Origin of the sequence: Orrella dioscoreae (assembly GCF_900089455.2) — a bacterium.
Taxonomy (GTDB): domain Bacteria; phylum Pseudomonadota; class Gammaproteobacteria; order Burkholderiales; family Burkholderiaceae_B; genus Orrella; species Orrella dioscoreae.
The window spans coordinates 484,617-501,376 of record NZ_LT907988.1; the positions used below are offsets into that span (position 1 = coordinate 484,617).

The following is a 16,760-nucleotide window of genomic DNA, read 5'->3' on the forward strand; positions in this document are numbered from 1 at the left end:
GGGTCTCCGGGTGTTGTTATGCGTTATTCGAAGCCGGCCTCGCGGCCCAGCAGCAATTGCACGGCGTCGCGCGGCGCCAGGTTCTCGAACAGCACGCGGCTGACGGCCTCGGTGATGGGCATGTCGACGCCCAGCGCGCGGGCGCGCTGCAGCGTGGCGCGCGCGCAGCGCACGCCTTCGGCGGTCATGCCGCCCGCCAGGATGTCGGCCAGCGGCCGGCCACGGCCGATTTCGAGCCCCGCGCGGCGGTTGCGCGACAGGTCGCCGGTGGTGGTCAGCACCAGGTCGCCCAGGCCGGTCAGGCCGGCGAAGGTCTCGGCTTGCGCGCCCAGCGCCACGCCCAGCCGGGTCATCTCGGCCAGGCCGCGCGTGACCAGCGCGGCGCGCGCGTTGGCGCCCATGTCCAGGCCGTCGGCAATGCCGCAGGCGATGGCGATGACGTTCTTCACCGCGCCGCCCACCTCCACGCCCACCACGTCCTGGCTGGCATAGACGCGGACGTTGCCGCCATGCAGGCCGGCCATGGCCAGCTCGCGCACGTCGGCGCTGGGGCTGGCGATGGTCAGCGCCACGGGCAGCCCCTGCGCGACCTCGCGCGCGAAGGACGGGCCGGACAGCACGCCTGTGCCCAGCGCGGGCACGGCGGCCAGCGCCTGCGCCACCACTTCGTGCGGCAGGCGGCCGGTGTCGGCCTCGAAACCCTTGCAGGTCCAGGCGACGGCGGCGTGGCCCAGGCCATGCGCGGGCAGGCCCAGCGCCAGGCCCGCACAGGCGGCCTGCAGGCCGGCCACCGGCACGCCAAGGATGATCAATGCCTGGTCGCCGTCGCGCAGGTGCGCATAGACGGCGTCCATGCTGTCGGTGCAGCCCAGCGTTGCGGGCAGGCGCACGCCAGGGAGATATCGGATGTTTTCGTGGGCGCTTGAAATGGCCGCGGCCTGGGCCGCGTCGCGGGCCCACAGCAGGGTGGGATGCAGTCTTGCGGCGGCGGCGGCCAGGGCGGTGCCCCAGGCCCCCGCGCCCAGCACGGCCACGCGCAGGCGGCCTTGCTGGGGCTGGATGGCGGCGGGGGCAGGCATCGCGCGCTTACTGGCGCGTGGCGCCCGGCGGCAGGATGATGCCGCTGTCGGCGCCGTTGGTCGCCTGGCCTTGCTGCTGGGCTTGCAGCTCGGCGATGCGCTGTTCGTACAGGGCCTGGAAGTTGACTTCGGCCAGGTGCAGCGCGGGCAGCGAGGTGCGGGTGATGACGTCGGCGACGTTGGCGCGCAGGTAGGGATACAGCATGGTCGGGCAGACGATGCCGACCAGCGGATCCAGCTGCTCGGCGGGGATGTTCGCCAGTTCGAAGATGCCGGCCTGCGTGGCCTCGACCAGGTACAGCACCTTGTCTTCGATGCGGGTCGTCACGGTGACGGTGACGGTCGATTCGAAGATGGTCTCGGCCAGGCGCTGGCCGCCGACGTTGATGCTGATCTCGACCTTGGGGCCTTCCTGTTCCAGGAAGACGTGCGGCGCGTTGGGCATCTCCAGGGAGAGGTCTTTCAGGTAGACGCGCTGCAGGTTGAAGGCGGGTTCCTGGCCGGCTTGGGCGGCTTGGTCTTGCTCGGACATGAGGCTTCCTGGGTAGAGAGGAGGTAAAGGGGGTGGCGGGCAAGCCGCCGGATCGTGGACGTCAGGGCAGGTGTCAGTCTGCCAGCAGCGGTTCCAGCCCGCCGGCGCGATCCAGCGCCGCCAGGTCGTCGAAACCGCCGACGTGCGTGTCGCCGATATAGATTTGCGGCACTGTGCGCCGGCCAGTGCGCTCCATCATGACCTGCCGTTGTGACGGGTCGGTGTCGATGCGGATCTTCTCGATCTCTGCCACGCCGCGCTGCTTGAGCAGCATTTCGGCGCGCACGCAGTACGGGCACACGGCCGTGCTGTACATGATGACTTTTTTCATGGATGACTCCTTGCTGCGGCCAGCCCTGGGCTTGACCCAGGCCGGCCTCGGATCGGGCTCAGGCTGCCTGGCTCAGGCCGCCTTCTTGCCGGTGGTGGGCAGGCCGGCCTTGATCCAGGCCTGCTGGCCGCCTTCCAGCGCGACGACCTCGGTGTGGCCCTGGGCCTTGAGCTTGGCGACGGCCTTGCCGGAGTCGCGGCCCAGTTCGCAGACCACGATCAGCGGCTTGTTCTTGGGCAGCGAGGCGGCCTTCTGTTCGATTTCATCCAGCGGCACGCTGCGGGCCTGGGCGATGTGGCTGGCCTGGAAACGCTCGGCGGGGCGCACGTCGATCAGCACGGCCTGCTTCTGGTTGATGAGGCGGATGGCCGCGTCGGTGTCCACTGCCGCGCCGGCGCGGCCACGGTTGATCGCGGGCCAGGCGAGCATCAGGCCCGAGAGGATGGCGACGCCGAGGATGAGAAGGTTGTTTTGCTGGAGAAGGAAATCCACGTTGCTGTCCTGCGCGCCAAGGCACGCGTGTCAAAGAGGGCGGTCAAAAGGGCTTCGTGCCGCGAGGCCCGGCGCACCACGCGCGCATGGCCCGCGGGGGGAAGCGACGGAGCCCGGATTGTCGCCGCAAAGGCGCGCCTTTGCTGCAAAACCCCGGACCGAAACCGCAAGATTATAAAATGAGCGGATTCTTCAACTTTAACCTGCATTCGCCATGTACAAACTTGTCCTGATGCGCCACGGTGAGAGCCAGTGGAACCTCGAGAACCGCTTCACCGGCTGGACCGACGTCGACCTGACCGAAACCGGCCGTGAGCAGGCCCGCCAGGCGGGCGAACTGCTCAAGCGCGAGGGCTATGCGTTCGACCTGGCCTACACCTCGGTGCTGAAGCGCGCCATCCGCACCCTGTGGATCGCGCTGGATGCCATGGATGCCATGTACACCCCGGTGCACAACAGCTGGCGCCTGAACGAGCGCCACTACGGCGCCTTGCAGGGCCTGAACAAGGCCGAGACCGCCGCCCAGTACGGCGACGAGCAGGTGCTGATCTGGCGCCGCGCCTACGCCATCGCCCCGAACCCGCTGGAACTGGACGATCCGCGCCATCCGCGTTTCGACGGCCGCTACGCCCGCCTGACGCCCGAGCAACTGCCGGCCACCGAATGCCTGCAGGACACCGTGTCGCGCGTGCTGCCGCTGTGGAACGAGTCCATCGCCCCGGCCATCCGCGCCGGCCGCCGCGTGCTGATCGCCGCCCACGGCAACAGCCTGCGCGCGTTGATCAAGCACCTGGACAACGTGTCCGAGGAAGACATCGTCAACCTGAACATCCCGACCGGCCAGCCGCTGGTGTACGAGCTGGACGCCGACCTGCGTCCGATCAAGCACTACTACCTGGGCAACGCCGACGAGATCGCCGCCGCCATGGCGGCCGTCGCCGCCCAGGGCAAGGCCAGGCAAGGCTGATCATGACGAAAGCGCGCGCGGCGGCTAGCGCGGCGGCCGGCTTCACGTTGGCCCTGCTGGCCGTGGCAACCCCGCCTGGCCTGGCCCAGGAGGGGGTCTCCGCGGACATGGCTGCGCGCCAGTCCGAGGCGGAAACACGCCAGGCCGAACTGCGCGATCGCATCGACGCCCTGCAGAAGGACATCGATGCACGCGAGTCGGCCCGCAAGGAAGCGGCCGACGCGCTGCGCGAATCCGAAACGGCGATCTCCCGCATCAACCGCCGCCTGGATGAGCTGGCCACCCAGCGCAAGCAGGCCGGCGGCGAGCTGGAGCGCCTGGAAGACGCGATCGTCGCGCAGAACAAGGAACTGGGCGTGCGCCGCGAAGAGCTCGCCGCCCAGCTGCGCACCCAGTACGCCAGCGGCCTGTCGCCCTGGACGGCCATGCTGTCGGGCGACGACCCCCAGGAAATCGGCCGCAACCTGGGCTACCTGGATTACGTCTCGCGCGCCCGCGCCGACGCGCTGGCGCGCCTGCAGCGTGAATTGCAGCGCCTGTCCGACCTGCAGCAGGCCGCCGACGCCCGCCGCGCCGAGATCCAGAAGGTCGAGACCGACACCGGCGCCCAGAGGGATGCCCTGGTGGCCCAGCAGCGCACCCGTGCCACCCTGCTGGCCAAGCTGGACGGCCAGTTGTCGGCCCAGCGTTCCGAGGCCAACCGGCTGGACCGGGACAACCAGCGCCTGTCGCGGGTCATCGGCGACCTGGAAAAGCAGATCGAGGCCGCCCGCAAGGCCGCCGAGGCAGCGCGCAAGGCTGAAGCCGCCCGGCGCGCCGAAGCGGCCCGCAAGGCGGCTGCCGCCGCCGAAGCCGCCAGGAAAGCCGAGGCCGAGCGCCGCGCCCAGGCCGAACGCGACGCCAGGCGCGAGGCCGCTGCCCGCGCCGAGGCTGCCCGCCGGGCCGACGAAGCCACCCGGGCCCGCATGGCCGCCGAGGACGCCGCCCGTGCCCGCGAGGCCGCCCAGGCCGCCGCCCGGGCAAAAGCCATGGAACCCTCGGCCGAAGAGCGTGTCTCAGCCGTCAAGGAACCGATACGCGGGTCCGCCCAGGCCACCTTGCCGCCCGCCGGCGGCTTCAAGGGCCTGAAATCGGGCCTGACACCGCCCGTGCCCGGGCAGGTCATGGCGCGCTTCGGTTCCAGCCGTCCGGAAGGGGGCGTCTGGCGCGGGGTGCTGCTGAAGGCCGCCGAGGGCGCGCCGGTCAAGGCCGTGGCGGCCGGCACCGTGGTCTATGCCGATTGGCTGCGCGGTTTCGGCAATCTGCTGATCGTCGACCATGGAGAGCAATACCTGACCGTCTATGCCTACAACCAGAGCCTGTTGCGCCGGGTGGGCGACGTCGTCCGTGCCGGTGAAGCGGTTGCCGCCGCGGGTTCCACGGGCGGGCAGGTGGATTCGGGCCTATACTTTGAAGTTCGGCACCGGGGGGCGCCCGTCGACCCTTATCAGTTCATATCGCGGTAAGCCCGCGTGCCGATGCGCCGGGCCGGTTTGTCGGCCGGCTGGCGCGCAGTCCCAACACCGACACGGGAACGTGCATGAGCACTCGTAAATATCGCAGTTTCGGACTGGTCGGCCTCGGTGTCGTGACCGGCGTCATGATCAGCCTGGGCATCACCGCCGTGGCCCAACGCGGCACGCCGCTGCCGCTCGAAGAGTTGCGGCAGTTCACCAGCGTCTTCGCGGCCATCAAGAACAACTACGTCGAACCCGTCTCCGACAAGGCGCTGATCGACGGTGCCATCACCGGCATGCTGTCCGACCTGGACCCCCACTCGGCCTACCTGGACGCGGAAGCCTTCCGCGACATGCAGACGGCCACGCAGGGCGAGTTCGGCGGCCTGGGCATCGAGGTCGGCACCGAAGACGGCTTCGTCAAGGTCATCTCCCCCATCGAGGACACCCCGGCGGCGCGCGCCGGCATCCTGGCGGGCGACCTCATCGTGCGCATCGACAACACGTCCACCAAGGGCATGTCGCTGACCGACGCCGTCAAGCTCATGCGCGGCGCGCCCAAGACCCCCATCGTCCTGACGGTCATGCGCGAGGGCCAGGCCCAGCCGCTCACCATCAAGATCATGCGCGACGTCATCAAGGTGCGCAGCGTGCGCAGCAAGATGCTCGACGACAACATCGGCTACGTCCGCATCGCCCAGTTCCAGGAAAAGACGGGCTCGGATCTCATCCGCCACCTGAACGACCTGGGCGCCAAGGGCGCGCCGCGCGCGCTGGTGCTGGACCTGCGCAACGACCCGGGCGGCCTGCTGACCAGCGCCATCGGCGTCTCGTCGGCCTTCCTGCCGCCTGATGTGCTGGTGGTCTCGACCGACGGCCGCGTGCCGGATTCGCGCCACAAGTACATGGCCAATCCCATCGACTTCGCCCGCAACGAGCGCAACTACCTGACGGACCTGCCGGCCTGGGCCAAGACCGTGCCCATGGTCGTCCTGGTCAACGTCGGCTCGGCCTCTGCCTCGGAAATCGTGGCCGGCGCCCTGCAGGACCACGGCCGTGCCAAGGTCGTGGGCAACCGCACCTTCGGCAAGGGCTCGGTCCAGGTCATCCTGCCGCTGTCGGCCGACACCGCCATCAAGCTGACGACCTCGCGCTACTACACGCCCAAGGGCCGCTCCATCCAGGCCACCGGCATCGAGCCCGACATCGTCGTGGCCGACACCGCCGAAGGCGATCTCTTCCGCCTGCCGCGTGAAGCCGACCTGCAGCGTCACCTGTCGAACCAGCAGAACCCCGAGGGCGAAATCCGCTCGACGGGCGACGGCCCCCCGTCCGACCTGAAGATGTTCGAATTCGGCGGCGCCGATGACTTCCAGCTGAAGCAGGCCATCAACGTGCTGGATGGCAAGCCGGTGGAAAAGGCGAAGGAGCGTCCGAAGCAGGCCGCGGCTGACCAGAAGGCGAGCGGCAAGACCGAGACCGAGCGCCTGAAGATCACCCCCGGTGGCGTTCAGCCCGAGCCCCCCAGCCCGAGCAAATGAACGAACTGAATGACGCGCAGTTGCTGCGCTATGCGCGGCACATCCTGCTGGACGAGATCGGTATCGAAGGCCAGCAGAAGCTGATCAATGCGCGGGCCCTGGTGGTGGGGGCGGGCGGCCTGGGTTCGCCCGCCGCCGTCTACCTTGCCTCGGCCGGCGTCGGCGAAATCGTGCTGGCCGACCACGACGCGGTCGAGCTCAGCAACCTGCAGCGCCAGATCCTGCACACCACCGCGCGCATCGGCAAGAACAAGGCCGAGTCCGGCAAGCAGATGCTGGAAGCCATCAACCCCGAGATCCAGGTCCGCGCGCAAGTGCTGCGCCTGGAAGATTCCCTGATGGAGCTCGAGGTGGCGGCCGCCGACGTGGTGCTGGACTGCACCGACAACTTCGAGACGCGCCATGCGCTGAACGAAGCCTGCGTGCTGTTCTCCAAGCCGCTGGTGTCCGGCGCGGCCATCCGCTTCGGCGGCCAGGTCACCGTGTTCGACCAGCGCAAGCCCGGCTCGGCCTGCTATCACTGCCTGTTCCCCGACACCGACACGCCGGAAGAAATGAACTGCGCCACCTCGGGCGTCTTCGCGCCGGTCGTGGGCATCATTGGCGCCATGCAGGCAGCCGAAGCGCTCAAGCTCATCATGGGCCTGGGCGAAAGCCTGGACGGCCGCATGCAGTGGCTGGACGCGCTCACCATGCAATGGCGCAGCGCCCGTGTCCAACGCGACCCTGAATGCCGGGTGTGCGGCGTGAGACCGCACGCGGGCAAGGTCGATGACGGCGCGGCCGTCGATCTCTGAATGCCATCACGCCGGCCACCAGGGCCGGCATCGTGCCTGGATCTGGCCGTCTAGTCGCCGCCCGGCATGAACGCCTTCATCTCTTCCGCAATCTGCTCGGGTGTCAGATCCCGCATGTGCGTCGCAATCGACCAGCGGTGCCCGAAAGGGTCCTCCACCACGCCATAGCGGTCGCCCCAGAACATGTCCGCGGGCGGCATTACGGCCGTCGCGCCCGCCGCCACCGCTTGCGCGAACGCGGCGTCCGTGTCTTCCACGTACAGGTGCAGCGTCACCGGCGTGCCCTTCAGCCCCTTGGGACTGGGTGAGCCGCATTCGGCCATGGCGTCGTGCAACATGACGGCCGAGTCGCGGATGCGGACCATGGCGTGCATGATGCGACCGCCGGGGCCGGGCAGCAGCGCGGCCTGCGTGGCGCCGAAGGCCTGTTTATAGAAGCGGATGGCGGCGCGGGAGTCATCGACGGCCAGGTGCGGGGTCACCGCGTGCATGTCGTCGGGAATGCGTTTCACGGGCTGGTTCATGGCGGGCTCAAGAAAATGGGTGATTCAGACGTGCACGATGCTGCGGAAGCCGCCGCAGGCCATGCGGCGGAAGTCGAACATGCCCTTGGCTTCCTCGCAGTTCAGTCGCGGGTCGGCCATGACGGCGGCATTGATGCGGTCCCGGTCTTCCTTGCTGGGGTACAGGATCCAGGCGAAGACGACCAGCTCGCCGTCCTTGGCGCCGGCGGACTGGCGAAACGAGGTCATGTCGGGCACGTCCAGGTCGTCGCCGACGCACTCGCGGTAGTCCAGCGCGCCGTGCGCCTTCCAGATGGCGCCCGCCTTGCTCGACATGCGGGCATAGGCCTCGATGTGTTCCGCGGGCACGGGCACCAGAAATCCGTCGATGTATTGGCTCATGATGGTTCCTCCTAGTGGGGGCTGTTGCAGGGATACTGTAGTGGCCGCCTCGTTCCCGCCGGATGGCGGATTGCGACAATCTGGCGGGTGGATTGCGACAGCTTTGGAGTAAGCTCGCCGGCATGAAGAACGTCGCCTTTCTCGTTCCCGAGTGTGCTGACATCGCCATGCTGGAGAACGCCCGTTACGGTTTCCAGGTGGCCAATCGCTACCTGCAGGCGCGCGGCGATCCCCCGCGGTTCTCCCTGCGCCTCATCGCCGCCACCGCCCAGGTGCGGCTCGATGGAGGACGGATCCAGGTGCTGGCCGACGGCGTCCTGTCCGATACCGGCGCGGTGGATCTCTGCGTGGTGCCGCCGCTGCAGGGGCCGGTGGCCGATGCCGTGCGCGCCAATGGTCCGCTCATCGAATGGCTGGTCCGTCATCACCAGGCCGGCGGCGAAGTGGCCAGCCTGTGCCTGGGCGCGGCGCTGCCCGCTGCGGGCGGCCTGCTGGACGGGCAGCGTGCCGTGGTGCACTGGGCCGCCCGCCAGGACTACGCGCGCGCCTTTCCCACCGTGCAATGGGTCAGCGACCGCGTGGTGCTGGCAGGCAAGGGCATCTACACCAGCGGCGGCGCGTTCTCGGCCGCGCACCTGGTGCTGTATCTGATTGAAAAATACGCCGACCGCGTAACGGCCATCTGGTGCGCCAAGTATTTCCAGCTGGACTGGAGCCGCCAAAGCCAGCTGCCCTATGCCGTCTTCTCGGGCGACAAGACCCATGCCGACGAAGTGGTGCGCGGCGTGCAGGATCACATCGAGGGCCGCTACGCCGACCGCATCACCGTGGACGACCTGGCCGATCGCTTCCTGCTGGGACGCCGCACATTGGAGCGGCGCTTTCGCCAGGCCACCGGCAGCAGCGTGCTGGAATACTTGCAGCGCATCCGCGTGGAGGCCGCCAAGCGCCGGCTGGAAACCTCGCGCGAGACGGTGGCCGAGGTCATGTACGAAGTGGGCTACAGCGACGCCAAGGCCTTCCGCGACGTCTTCGTGAAGTTCAGCGGGCTGTCGCCGGTGCTGTACCGCGAGCGCTATGCCAAGGCGGCGGCCGGGCAGTTAACATGACGCCGATGCGTTCCTACTCTTTGCGCGCCGTCGCGCCCTGGCTGGCCTGTGCGTTGGCTGCACTCTCTCTTTCCGTCCATGCCGCCGAGGTGCCGCGCGCCGGTCCCCCGGCCGTGCCGCCCGATGACGCCACGGGCGACATCATCTCGGCCTATCGCGCCGCCATGGCGCGCTATGTGGGCGAACAGCCGGGTTACGAGATGCCCGCCTATCGGGCCGAGCTGGACGACGCGCTGGCCAGGCAGGACATGTGGCGGATCACCGACCTGACCAAGCAGCACGTCGTCGACCTGCCCTCGCTGTCGGCGCAGGCGAACTGGGAGCGGTTGGTGGTCTATACCGGCGCGCCGGCCTCGATGGCCTACGTCTATGCGGACAGTCTCTGGACGATGGGCCAGACGCTGGAGAACAGTGCGCGCGACACGCCCGCGCAGGCCGAGGCCCTGGCGGCGCAGGCCGACCAAGTGCGGCAGACCGCCGTGGCGCACGCGCTGTATGCCGTGGCCGTGGCCGAAGTGGAAAGCCGCCGTTGCCGCGACGCCGAAGCCCTGGTCTTCTGGGAAGACAACGTGCGGCGCGGGCAGTCTGCCTTGTGGGCCTATGCGCGCAGCCTGCCCGAGAACGTCCAGCAGGCATTGCTGCGCTATGCCCACGACCTCGATATCCGCGTCGCGCCCATGCGGGGCCCGGACGCCTTGCTGTGCGGCAAGGGCCGCCTGCCCTCGGCGGGCGAGGATGTCTTCTTGCCGCAGGCGCAGGCCGACCGGGCCCGGGCGCAAACCCGCAAGCGGCTGTCGACCTTGCTGGCGCCCTGGGTCAGGCCGAAGTGATCAGGCCCAGGGCTCGATCGAGCCCTGGCGCGCGAGGCATGCGGCTTAGCCGCGGCGCAGCGCTTCCACCTGGATCTGCAGCTTCACTTCGGGCTTGAAGCCCATCTTCAGGCCGAAATCCAGGCCGTAATCGCCCCGGTTGAACTCCAGCGAGGCATCGGCGCCGCAGACCTCGGTGCCCTTCTTCATCGGGTGGTCCATGCAGACGAAGTCGTCGATGTCCAGCGTCACCTGGCGCGTCACGCCGCGCAGCGTGAACTCGCCCGTGGCCTTTTCGGGACGGTCGCCGTCGAACTCCGTGAACTTGCCCTTGAACGTGGCCGTGGGGAATTGCTTGGCATCGAAGATGTCCGGGGCCACGGCGTGCTGGTTCATTTCGTCGTGGCCGAAGTCCACCGAATCGATCTTCACGGTGACGTCCACCGTGCCCGTGCGCGCGGCGCGATCCAGCACGATGGTGCCGCTGGTTTCGTTGAACTTGCCGCGCCATTTGGACAGTCCGCCCATGTGGTCAGCCTCGAAGCTGGGGTAGGTGTGGGACGGATCGATGTCGTAGGTGACCGGGGCGGCCAGGGTGGCGGTGCTGGCGGCCAGGCCGGCGGCCAGGACGAACGACTTCACTGTCTTCATTGGGCTTCTCCATGATGTGGCGGGACGCGCCTTGCGCGGGTTGGCGGCAAGGCACCGGGAAATGGACCGTCGCGCGTCCATTCAGTTCGCCTTCAGCTTACCGTTGCGCCCTGGCTTTTCACTTCTTCAAGGTGTGAATACTTGATGCAGACCATCAGGGATGCCTGCTGGCTTTGGGGCACGCGCGGTTTTGCTTGTTTCAGACTGGCAATGCTGGCGTGCGCCGGGAATAATGCGACTCCGCGCCATTGAAGTCTCAACTTTTGGAATGTTGATATAGTCCGGGCTCCCTCTTATCTCCCGTTGAGCCCGATGCAGCGCAGACCCGTCATACGAATTGGAGACCGCACCACACATGGCGGGGTCGTGATCTCAGGCGACCAGACGATCAACGTCTTCGGGCAGCCGGCAGCGCGAAAAGGGGATATGGTCACGTGCCCGCAGTGCAAGGGCACTTTTCCCATCGTGGAGGGCGCGATGGCCTGTGGGAGTGACAGGCTACTGGCCTTGGAGGGCATGCGCACGGCTTGCGGCGCAGTGCTGATCGCCAGCCAGCAATTCTGGACCGAATTGTGTGCCGTAGGCAGCGGCAGCGGGTCTGATAGCGCATCGACGTCCGCGACCCCGGAGGAAGAACCCAATAAACGTCTGGTGCCCGGCAAGGCGCAGGTGTCCTTCTATATCCAGGATATGCGCCGTCCCATCGGCATCGGCAGGTTGGCGCACGAACTGCTGGCGGATCGCAAGCCCGAGCATGTCCGCCGCTTCATCAAGCTCAACAGCCATCTTGGCCGATACGCGCAGTTCGGCAGCATCGTCATGGTGTCCAGCGACTATGACCAGGAGATCTATGCGGCGGAGTCGCGCAAGCTGATGCGGGAGGTGCAGGAGGTGGAGTCGTTGCGGGCGAAGTTGTCTGCGACGAACGTGCAGACCTTAGTCGATAATTGGGACTTGCTCGCTTATGCTGTGGTGCAAGAAGGCGACAGCGTTGTGGGAAGTGCAGCGCTTTTCTTCAAGCAACAGCGATTGGAAATAACCAGAGTTCTGAGCCAATTGGAGTCAAGTGCGCAGGATTCACTGAAACGCTCGGGTAGCCTGAACGATGCGCAGTTTCGAGCGGAGCGAGCGAAGCTGTTGGCGCAACTGGACATCAAATTCAACCGTATGTTGATGGCGCGAGCAGGAGTTCCCGACCAGGTCAAGCTGTCAGCTGCACTGAATCTCTCCAGCAAATCAGTCACTAATATTTGGCGTAAAGGGGGCTCACCGATCTATATCTCCAGACAACGCCAGATCGTGGAGTGGTTCGGCAAATATGAACGAGTAGGTACCAACTTGGGATTGGCTTTCGTGAGCACGAAGGCTGGGGTGGAGATTTATGACGTCTGTAGCGATGATGCCAGTACGCGAAAAGAGTGCGTCGTGACGGCAGGGGCTGAGGTCTCGGGCGTGGCTGGTGGTTTACTGGGAGGAGCGGCTGGTGCAGCCGGTGGGATAGCGATCTGCGCGTATCTCGCTCCCGCAGGGGGCGTGCCTGCATTAGTGTGCGCTGCCGGGGTGGTAGGGGCTGCGCTTTTGGGCGGCGAGTTGGGATCCAATGCAGGAAAATACGGGGGAGGCAATATCACCCGGTCAGGATACGAAATCATCGAAGGGTTGGCACACTAATGCAAGAGATAAGTGCAGCCATTGCGCTGCTGTTTTCCTTCGTTTTCTTGGTCTGGGTCGTGGTGGGCATCCATTTCTATCGTCGTAAGCTGGATGGAATGCTTGAGCTCGTACGTCAGCCGAAAGATTCGGCGCGAAGCAAGGGGGAATTCTCGCTTCATGAGCTACTCAGAATATGCACGATGACGACGATCTGGTTGGCGTTCCCAAATGCTAAAGGCCCAGTTGGGCGGAAGAACGCGGCCATGTTTTCCCATCTGGATGCTTCTCGGTTCCCCGGCGACATCAAGAAGCCGCTTTTAACCGTCTATGGAGCATGGGCCATTGGCGTGGTGCTGTTGACTGCTAATTACGTACTGATGCTATTGGATGGTTGAGCGCATGGGGGCGATTCATCATGCTAGCTTTATATCAAAGCACTTACCCTCTCCATTTGCATCATTGCAGTATTAGTTTGTTTTTCCGCGGCGGGTGAGCCAATTTTTCTCAAGCATCCAAGTGCCATTTTTATTTTGGTTCGGGCTTGACCATATTGTTGGTGCTGCCGCTTGGTAGCGCGCTCAGTGCTGCTTTGTCGTGAGAAGAGACCAGAATCCGACGCTCGGTGGCAAGCGGCTCGCAGGTCAGCGCTTGAAAAAGCACTGACCTAAGCACCCCAGCACAAACTGGTCGCTTACGGCTCAACCCGCGGCAAATCCCCCGCAATCAACGCCAACCCTTCCCGCAGCATCCGGTCATAGCGCGCCCGCTCTGCCGCGGCCGTCTCGGCATTCCACGTATAAAACCCCTGGCCGGACTTCATTCCATACTGCCCGGCCTTCACGCGCTCCGACAGCACCGTGGCGGGCTTGTCAGTATTCGACAGCGAGGGATACATCGTGGCGGCAGCTGCCGTATGCACTTCCAGGCCCGCGTGGTCGCGCTGCATGACCGGACCTGCCGCCAGGAAACGGAAACCAAAACCAAACCGCACCGCCGCGTCGATGTCCTCGGCGCTGGCGATGTCCTGCTCCAGCAGGCTGAAGGCCTCACGCGCCAGGGCGTGTTGCAGGCGGTTGGCCAGGAAGCCCGGAATGTCGCGCTTGACCAGCACCGGCACGCTGCCGCAACGGCGCATGAAGGTCTTCAGTGCCTCAGCGGCTGCCGGGTCGGTGTTTTCACCGCGCACCACTTCCACCAGCGGCACCAGGTGCGCGGGCATGAAGAAGTGCAGGCCCACCATGCGGCCTTGCGTCTCCAGGCCTTCGCCGATCTGGCTGATCGGGAAGCTCGAGCTGTTGCTGGCCAGCACCGTGTCGGGCGTGCTGCGTTTCACCAGGTCGGCAAACAGGCCCTGCTTGGCCGACAGCGATTCCGGAATGCATTCGATCACCAGGCGCACGCGGGTCCAGTCCACGTCATCCAGCGACACCGCCACGCTCAGGTGCTTCACCAATTCCGCTTCGCCCCGGTCGGCCAGCGCCGCGCGCACCTTCTCCACGATGGCGGGGTGGCGTGACGCATTGGTCTCGATCACGGTCACGGGCGATTGCGCGCGGGCCAATACCACGGCGACGTCGGCACCCATCGTGCCGCCACCCACCACCACGGAGGGGGTCTGGGACGGCGCGGACAGATAGGCGGGGGATGCTGCGGACATGAGGGCTTGCTCCTGTTTATCGATGTTATGAACGCCGTCGCAAGACAGCGAGACTGCACAGGGCCAGCGGTCCGTCCTTGTCCGAACGCGCGCGCTAACCCTCTTGAAGATGGCGGTTCGCCGCCAGATAGCCGTCGCGCGACGGCGTGATGTGTTCGCGGCACAGCGCCACCAGCACCTCGCGCTGGCCCTGGCGCAGGGCCTCGATCATCTGCCAGTGCTCGTGCCGGGCCCGGCTGCGATAGTCGGCCGACACCAGCGTGCTGAAGCGGATGGAGTGGGTCTGGCGCGCATATTCCTGGATGGCCTTCTGCAGCACCAGGTTCTCGCACAGGCCGAACAGCGTCTGGTGGAACGCCAGGTTGGTGCGGAACACCGCGCGTGGGTCTTCCGCGGCCACGGCCGCGTCGTGCTGGCGTTGCACGTCGATCAGGCGCTGCAGGTCTTCCGGCGCGGGCGGGCAGGGCACCTGGCGCGCGGCCTCGGTTTCCAGCAGCTCGCGCACGGCGTACAGCTCCATCACCTCGCGTACCGTGAAGGACCGCACTTCGGCCCCCACGTTCTTGCGCCGCTCGGCCAGGCCCAGCCGCGTCAGCTCGGCCAGCACGTCGCGCACCGCGTGACGCTTCAGGCCGAAACGCTGCATCAGCTCGTCTTCCGTCAGCCGCTCGCGCGGATGCAGGCGGTTGAGCACGATGTCCTCTTCCAGGGCCGCCACCGCGCTGGCGACGTCATGGACGGGCGCAGGCGCGTGCGCCCCGGGAGGGAGCGGCACGGCGATGTCGGGGCTGGCGAGGTCGGGCATGGAAAAGGAGAGGGGTCAGCGCGATTCCGGGATTTTCCCGTTATTCTCCTCCGACCGCAAAAAGTCGAAGTCCACGCCCTTGTCGGCCTGCGTCACGGTCTGCAGGAACAGCTTGCGATAACCGCGCCCGGCCTCCGGACGCACCACCGGCTTCTCGGCGCGGCGGCGGGCCAGTTCGGCCTCGTCCACCAGCAGGCTGATCTCGCGCTTGGCCACGCTCAGGCGGATGCGGTCGCCGTTCTGCACATAGGCCAGCGTGCCGCCCACGGCGGCTTCGGGCGTCACGTGCAGCACGATGGTGCCAGCCGCCGTGCCGCTCATGCGGCCGTCGGAAATGCGCACCATGTCCTTCACGCCCTGGCGGGCCAGCTTCTTCGGGATCGGCAGGTAGCCGGCTTCCGGCATGCCCGGCGCGCCCGTCGGGCCGATGTTCTTCAGCACCAGCACGTCGTCGGCGTTCACGTCCAGGTCCGGATCGTCGATGCGATTCGCCATGTCCTCGGCGTTCTCGAACACCACGGCGCGGCCTTCATGCTCCATCAGCGCGGGGGCGGCCGCCGACTGCTTGATGATCGCGCCACCGGGGGCCAGGTTGCCTTCCAGCACGGCGATGCCGCCTTGCGGATAGATCGGGTCGGCCACGGTGCGGATCACGTGCTGCGTGAAGGGCGGACGGGCGTCGTCCAGCTCTTCGCCCAGCGTGCGGCCTGTCACGGTCAGCGCTTCCAAACGCAGCAGCGGACGCAGCTCGCGCAGCAGCGCGGGCACGCCGCCCGCCTTGTGCAGGTCTTCCATATAGTGCTGGCCCGAGGGCTTCAGGTCCACCAGCACCGGGGTTTCGCGGCTCATCTTGTCGAGCTGCTTCATGTCGATGTCGAAGCCCAGGCGGCCGGCCACGGCGGTCATGTGCACCACGCCGTTGGTCGAGCCACCGATGGCCAGCAGCACGCGCAGTGCGTTCTCGAAGGCCGCGGGCGTCATGATCTTGTCGGGCGTCAGGCGATTGCGCGCCATCGTCACGGCGGTCACGCCGGTCTGCTCGGCATAGCGCATGCGGTCGGCGGTCACGGCGGGAGGCGCGGCGCTGCCCGGCAGCATCATGCCCAGCGCCTCGGTCATGCAGGCCATCGTGCTGGCCGTGCCCATCACCGAGCAGGTGCCCACGCTGGCCACCAGCTGGTTGTTCACGTCGGCGATTTCCTCGCCATCGATTTCATCGGCACGGTACTTGCCCCAGAAACGGCGGCAATCCGTACAGGCCCCCACGCGCTCGCCGCGATGGCCGCCCGTCAGCATCGACCCCGTCACCAGCTGGATGGCGGGCACGCCGGCCGACGCCGCGCCCATCAACTGCGCCGGCACCGTCTTGTCGCAACCGCCGATCAGCACCACGGCATCCATCGGCTGGGCACGGATCATCTCTTCCGTGTCCATCGACATCAGGTTGCGCAGGTACATGCTGGTCGGCTGCGAGAAGCTCTCGTGCACCGAGATCGTGGGGAAGGGCATGGGCAGCCCGCCGCTCATCAGCACGCCGCGCTTCACCGCTTCCACCAGTTGGGGGGCGTTGCCATGACAGGGGTTATAGGCGCTGCCCGTGTCGATGATGCCCACCACCGGACGCGCCAGCGCGTCGTCGGTATAGCCCGCGCCCTTGATGAAGGCCTTGCGCAGGAACAGCGAGAAGCCGGCGTCGCCGTAGTTCGTCAGGCCCTTGCGCAGGCCGGATTTCGATTGGTCGTCGTCGCGATTGGAATTGTCTTGGCTCATGGCGATGCGTCATCTCGCCCAGGAAAAAATCCGGGCACAAAGGATGGAATAAAAGGGGGAAAGGGCCGTTTAGATTATCGATAATGTCGTTGACAATCATATCACCCATTCCTATGATGGCCGCAAGTGCCGGGCAAACCGGCCTGTAAATAAGACGCCGCGACAC

General features: G+C 66.7%; 18 protein-coding genes. 8 read left to right on the plus strand and 10 right to left on the minus strand.

Annotation, left to right across the window (positions count from 1 at the left end; all coding sequences use genetic code 11):
• Positions 1-23: 23 nt before the first annotated feature.
• The 4 genes from ODI_RS02300 to ODI_RS02315 form a co-directional block, all read right to left on the minus strand.
• Positions 24-1,079: an NAD(P)H-dependent glycerol-3-phosphate dehydrogenase gene (locus tag ODI_RS02300; protein ID WP_067756315.1), complete on the minus strand. Its 1,056-nt coding sequence runs from the start codon at positions 1,077-1,079 to the stop codon at positions 24-26.
• A gap of 7 nt (positions 1,080-1,086) precedes the next feature.
• Positions 1,087-1,611 (minus strand): protein-export chaperone SecB, encoded by a 525-nt coding sequence (gene secB, locus ODI_RS02305; RefSeq protein WP_067756318.1) that lies wholly within the window; start codon positions 1,609-1,611, stop codon positions 1,087-1,089.
• Between the two features lie 73 nt (positions 1,612-1,684).
• Positions 1,685-1,942: a glutaredoxin 3 gene (gene grxC / locus ODI_RS02310; RefSeq protein ID WP_067756321.1), complete on the minus strand. Its 258-nt coding sequence runs from the start codon at positions 1,940-1,942 to the stop codon at positions 1,685-1,687.
• 72 nt (positions 1,943-2,014) lie between these two features.
• Positions 2,015-2,434, minus strand: a complete 420-nt coding sequence (locus tag ODI_RS02315) for a rhodanese-like domain-containing protein (protein WP_067756324.1) — start codon at positions 2,432-2,434, stop codon at positions 2,015-2,017.
• Between the two features lie 214 nt (positions 2,435-2,648).
• Between ODI_RS02315 and gpmA the strand changes: the two genes are divergently transcribed.
• The 4 genes from gpmA (at position 2,649) to ODI_RS02335 (ending at position 7,235) form a co-directional block, all read left to right on the plus strand.
• Complete coding sequence (gene gpmA / locus ODI_RS02320) at positions 2,649-3,401, plus strand: 2,3-diphosphoglycerate-dependent phosphoglycerate mutase (protein ID WP_067756326.1); 753 nt, start codon at positions 2,649-2,651, stop codon at positions 3,399-3,401.
• Between the two features lie 2 nt (positions 3,402-3,403).
• Positions 3,404-4,906: a murein hydrolase activator EnvC family protein gene (locus ODI_RS02325; RefSeq protein ID WP_067756329.1), complete on the plus strand. Its 1,503-nt coding sequence runs from the start codon at positions 3,404-3,406 to the stop codon at positions 4,904-4,906.
• Between the two features lie 74 nt (positions 4,907-4,980).
• A complete protein-coding gene (locus ODI_RS02330) occupies positions 4,981-6,438 on the plus strand; it encodes a S41 family peptidase (protein ID WP_067756332.1) in 1,458 nt (485 codons plus the stop codon).
• A 5-nt stretch (positions 6,439-6,443) separates the two neighbouring features.
• Complete coding sequence (locus ODI_RS02335; RefSeq protein WP_067756604.1) at positions 6,444-7,235, plus strand: HesA/MoeB/ThiF family protein; 792 nt, start codon at positions 6,444-6,446, stop codon at positions 7,233-7,235.
• Between the two features lie 50 nt (positions 7,236-7,285).
• On the opposite strand, the gene ODI_RS02340 is transcribed toward ODI_RS02335, so the two are convergent.
• Together ODI_RS02340 and ODI_RS02345 are read right to left on the minus strand one after the other, a co-directional pair.
• Positions 7,286-7,759, minus strand: a complete 474-nt coding sequence (locus tag ODI_RS02340) for a VOC family protein (RefSeq protein WP_067756335.1) — start codon at positions 7,757-7,759, stop codon at positions 7,286-7,288.
• 24 nt (positions 7,760-7,783) lie between these two features.
• The gene (locus ODI_RS02345; protein ID WP_067756338.1) at positions 7,784-8,140 is read right to left on the minus strand and encodes a DUF1428 domain-containing protein; all 357 of its coding nucleotides are present in this window, start codon (positions 8,138-8,140) and stop codon (positions 7,784-7,786) included.
• A 122-nt stretch (positions 8,141-8,262) separates the two neighbouring features.
• Between ODI_RS02345 and ODI_RS02350 the strand changes: the two genes are divergently transcribed.
• Together ODI_RS02350 and ODI_RS02355 are read left to right on the plus strand one after the other, a co-directional pair.
• Positions 8,263-9,249, plus strand: coding sequence for a GlxA family transcriptional regulator (locus ODI_RS02350; protein ID WP_082985392.1), 987 nt, complete (start codon positions 8,263-8,265; stop codon positions 9,247-9,249).
• A gap of 5 nt (positions 9,250-9,254) precedes the next feature.
• Positions 9,255-10,079 carry a hypothetical protein gene (locus tag ODI_RS02355; RefSeq protein ID WP_157929698.1) on the plus strand — a complete coding sequence of 275 codons (825 nt, stop codon included), beginning with the start codon at positions 9,255-9,257 and terminating at the stop codon, positions 10,077-10,079.
• A gap of 45 nt (positions 10,080-10,124) precedes the next feature.
• Here the strand turns inward: ODI_RS02355 and ODI_RS02360 are convergent, their stop codons facing one another.
• Entirely contained in the window at positions 10,125-10,709 is a 585-nt protein-coding gene (locus tag ODI_RS02360) for a YceI family protein (RefSeq protein ID WP_067756346.1), read from the minus strand.
• A gap of 312 nt (positions 10,710-11,021) precedes the next feature.
• Here ODI_RS02360 and ODI_RS02365 point away from each other — a divergent pair, with 312 nt between their 5' ends.
• Together ODI_RS02365 and ODI_RS02370 are read left to right on the plus strand one after the other, a co-directional pair.
• Positions 11,022-12,380 carry a PAAR domain-containing protein gene (locus tag ODI_RS02365; protein WP_082985393.1) on the plus strand — a complete coding sequence of 453 codons (1,359 nt, stop codon included), beginning with the start codon at positions 11,022-11,024 and terminating at the stop codon, positions 12,378-12,380.
• Complete coding sequence (locus ODI_RS02370; protein WP_067756352.1) at positions 12,380-12,757, plus strand: hypothetical protein; 378 nt, start codon at positions 12,380-12,382, stop codon at positions 12,755-12,757. The genes ODI_RS02365 and ODI_RS02370 overlap by 1 nt, the downstream gene beginning before the upstream one ends.
• Before the next feature lie 296 nt (positions 12,758-13,053).
• Here ODI_RS02370 and ODI_RS02375 read toward each other — a convergent pair whose 3' ends face one another.
• The 3 genes from ODI_RS02375 to ODI_RS02385 all read right to left on the minus strand — a co-directional run bounded on the left by ODI_RS02375 (position 13,054) and on the right by ODI_RS02385 (position 16,594).
• The gene (locus ODI_RS02375) at positions 13,054-14,019 is read right to left on the minus strand and encodes a 3-hydroxyacyl-CoA dehydrogenase family protein (protein ID WP_067756355.1); all 966 of its coding nucleotides are present in this window, start codon (positions 14,017-14,019) and stop codon (positions 13,054-13,056) included.
• Positions 14,020-14,113: 94 nt separating this feature from the next.
• A complete protein-coding gene (locus ODI_RS02380; RefSeq protein WP_067756358.1) occupies positions 14,114-14,824 on the minus strand; it encodes a GntR family transcriptional regulator in 711 nt (236 codons plus the stop codon).
• A 15-nt stretch (positions 14,825-14,839) separates the two neighbouring features.
• Entirely contained in the window at positions 14,840-16,594 is a 1,755-nt protein-coding gene (locus ODI_RS02385) for an IlvD/Edd family dehydratase (RefSeq protein WP_067756361.1), read from the minus strand.
• Positions 16,595-16,760 lie beyond the last annotated feature (166 nt).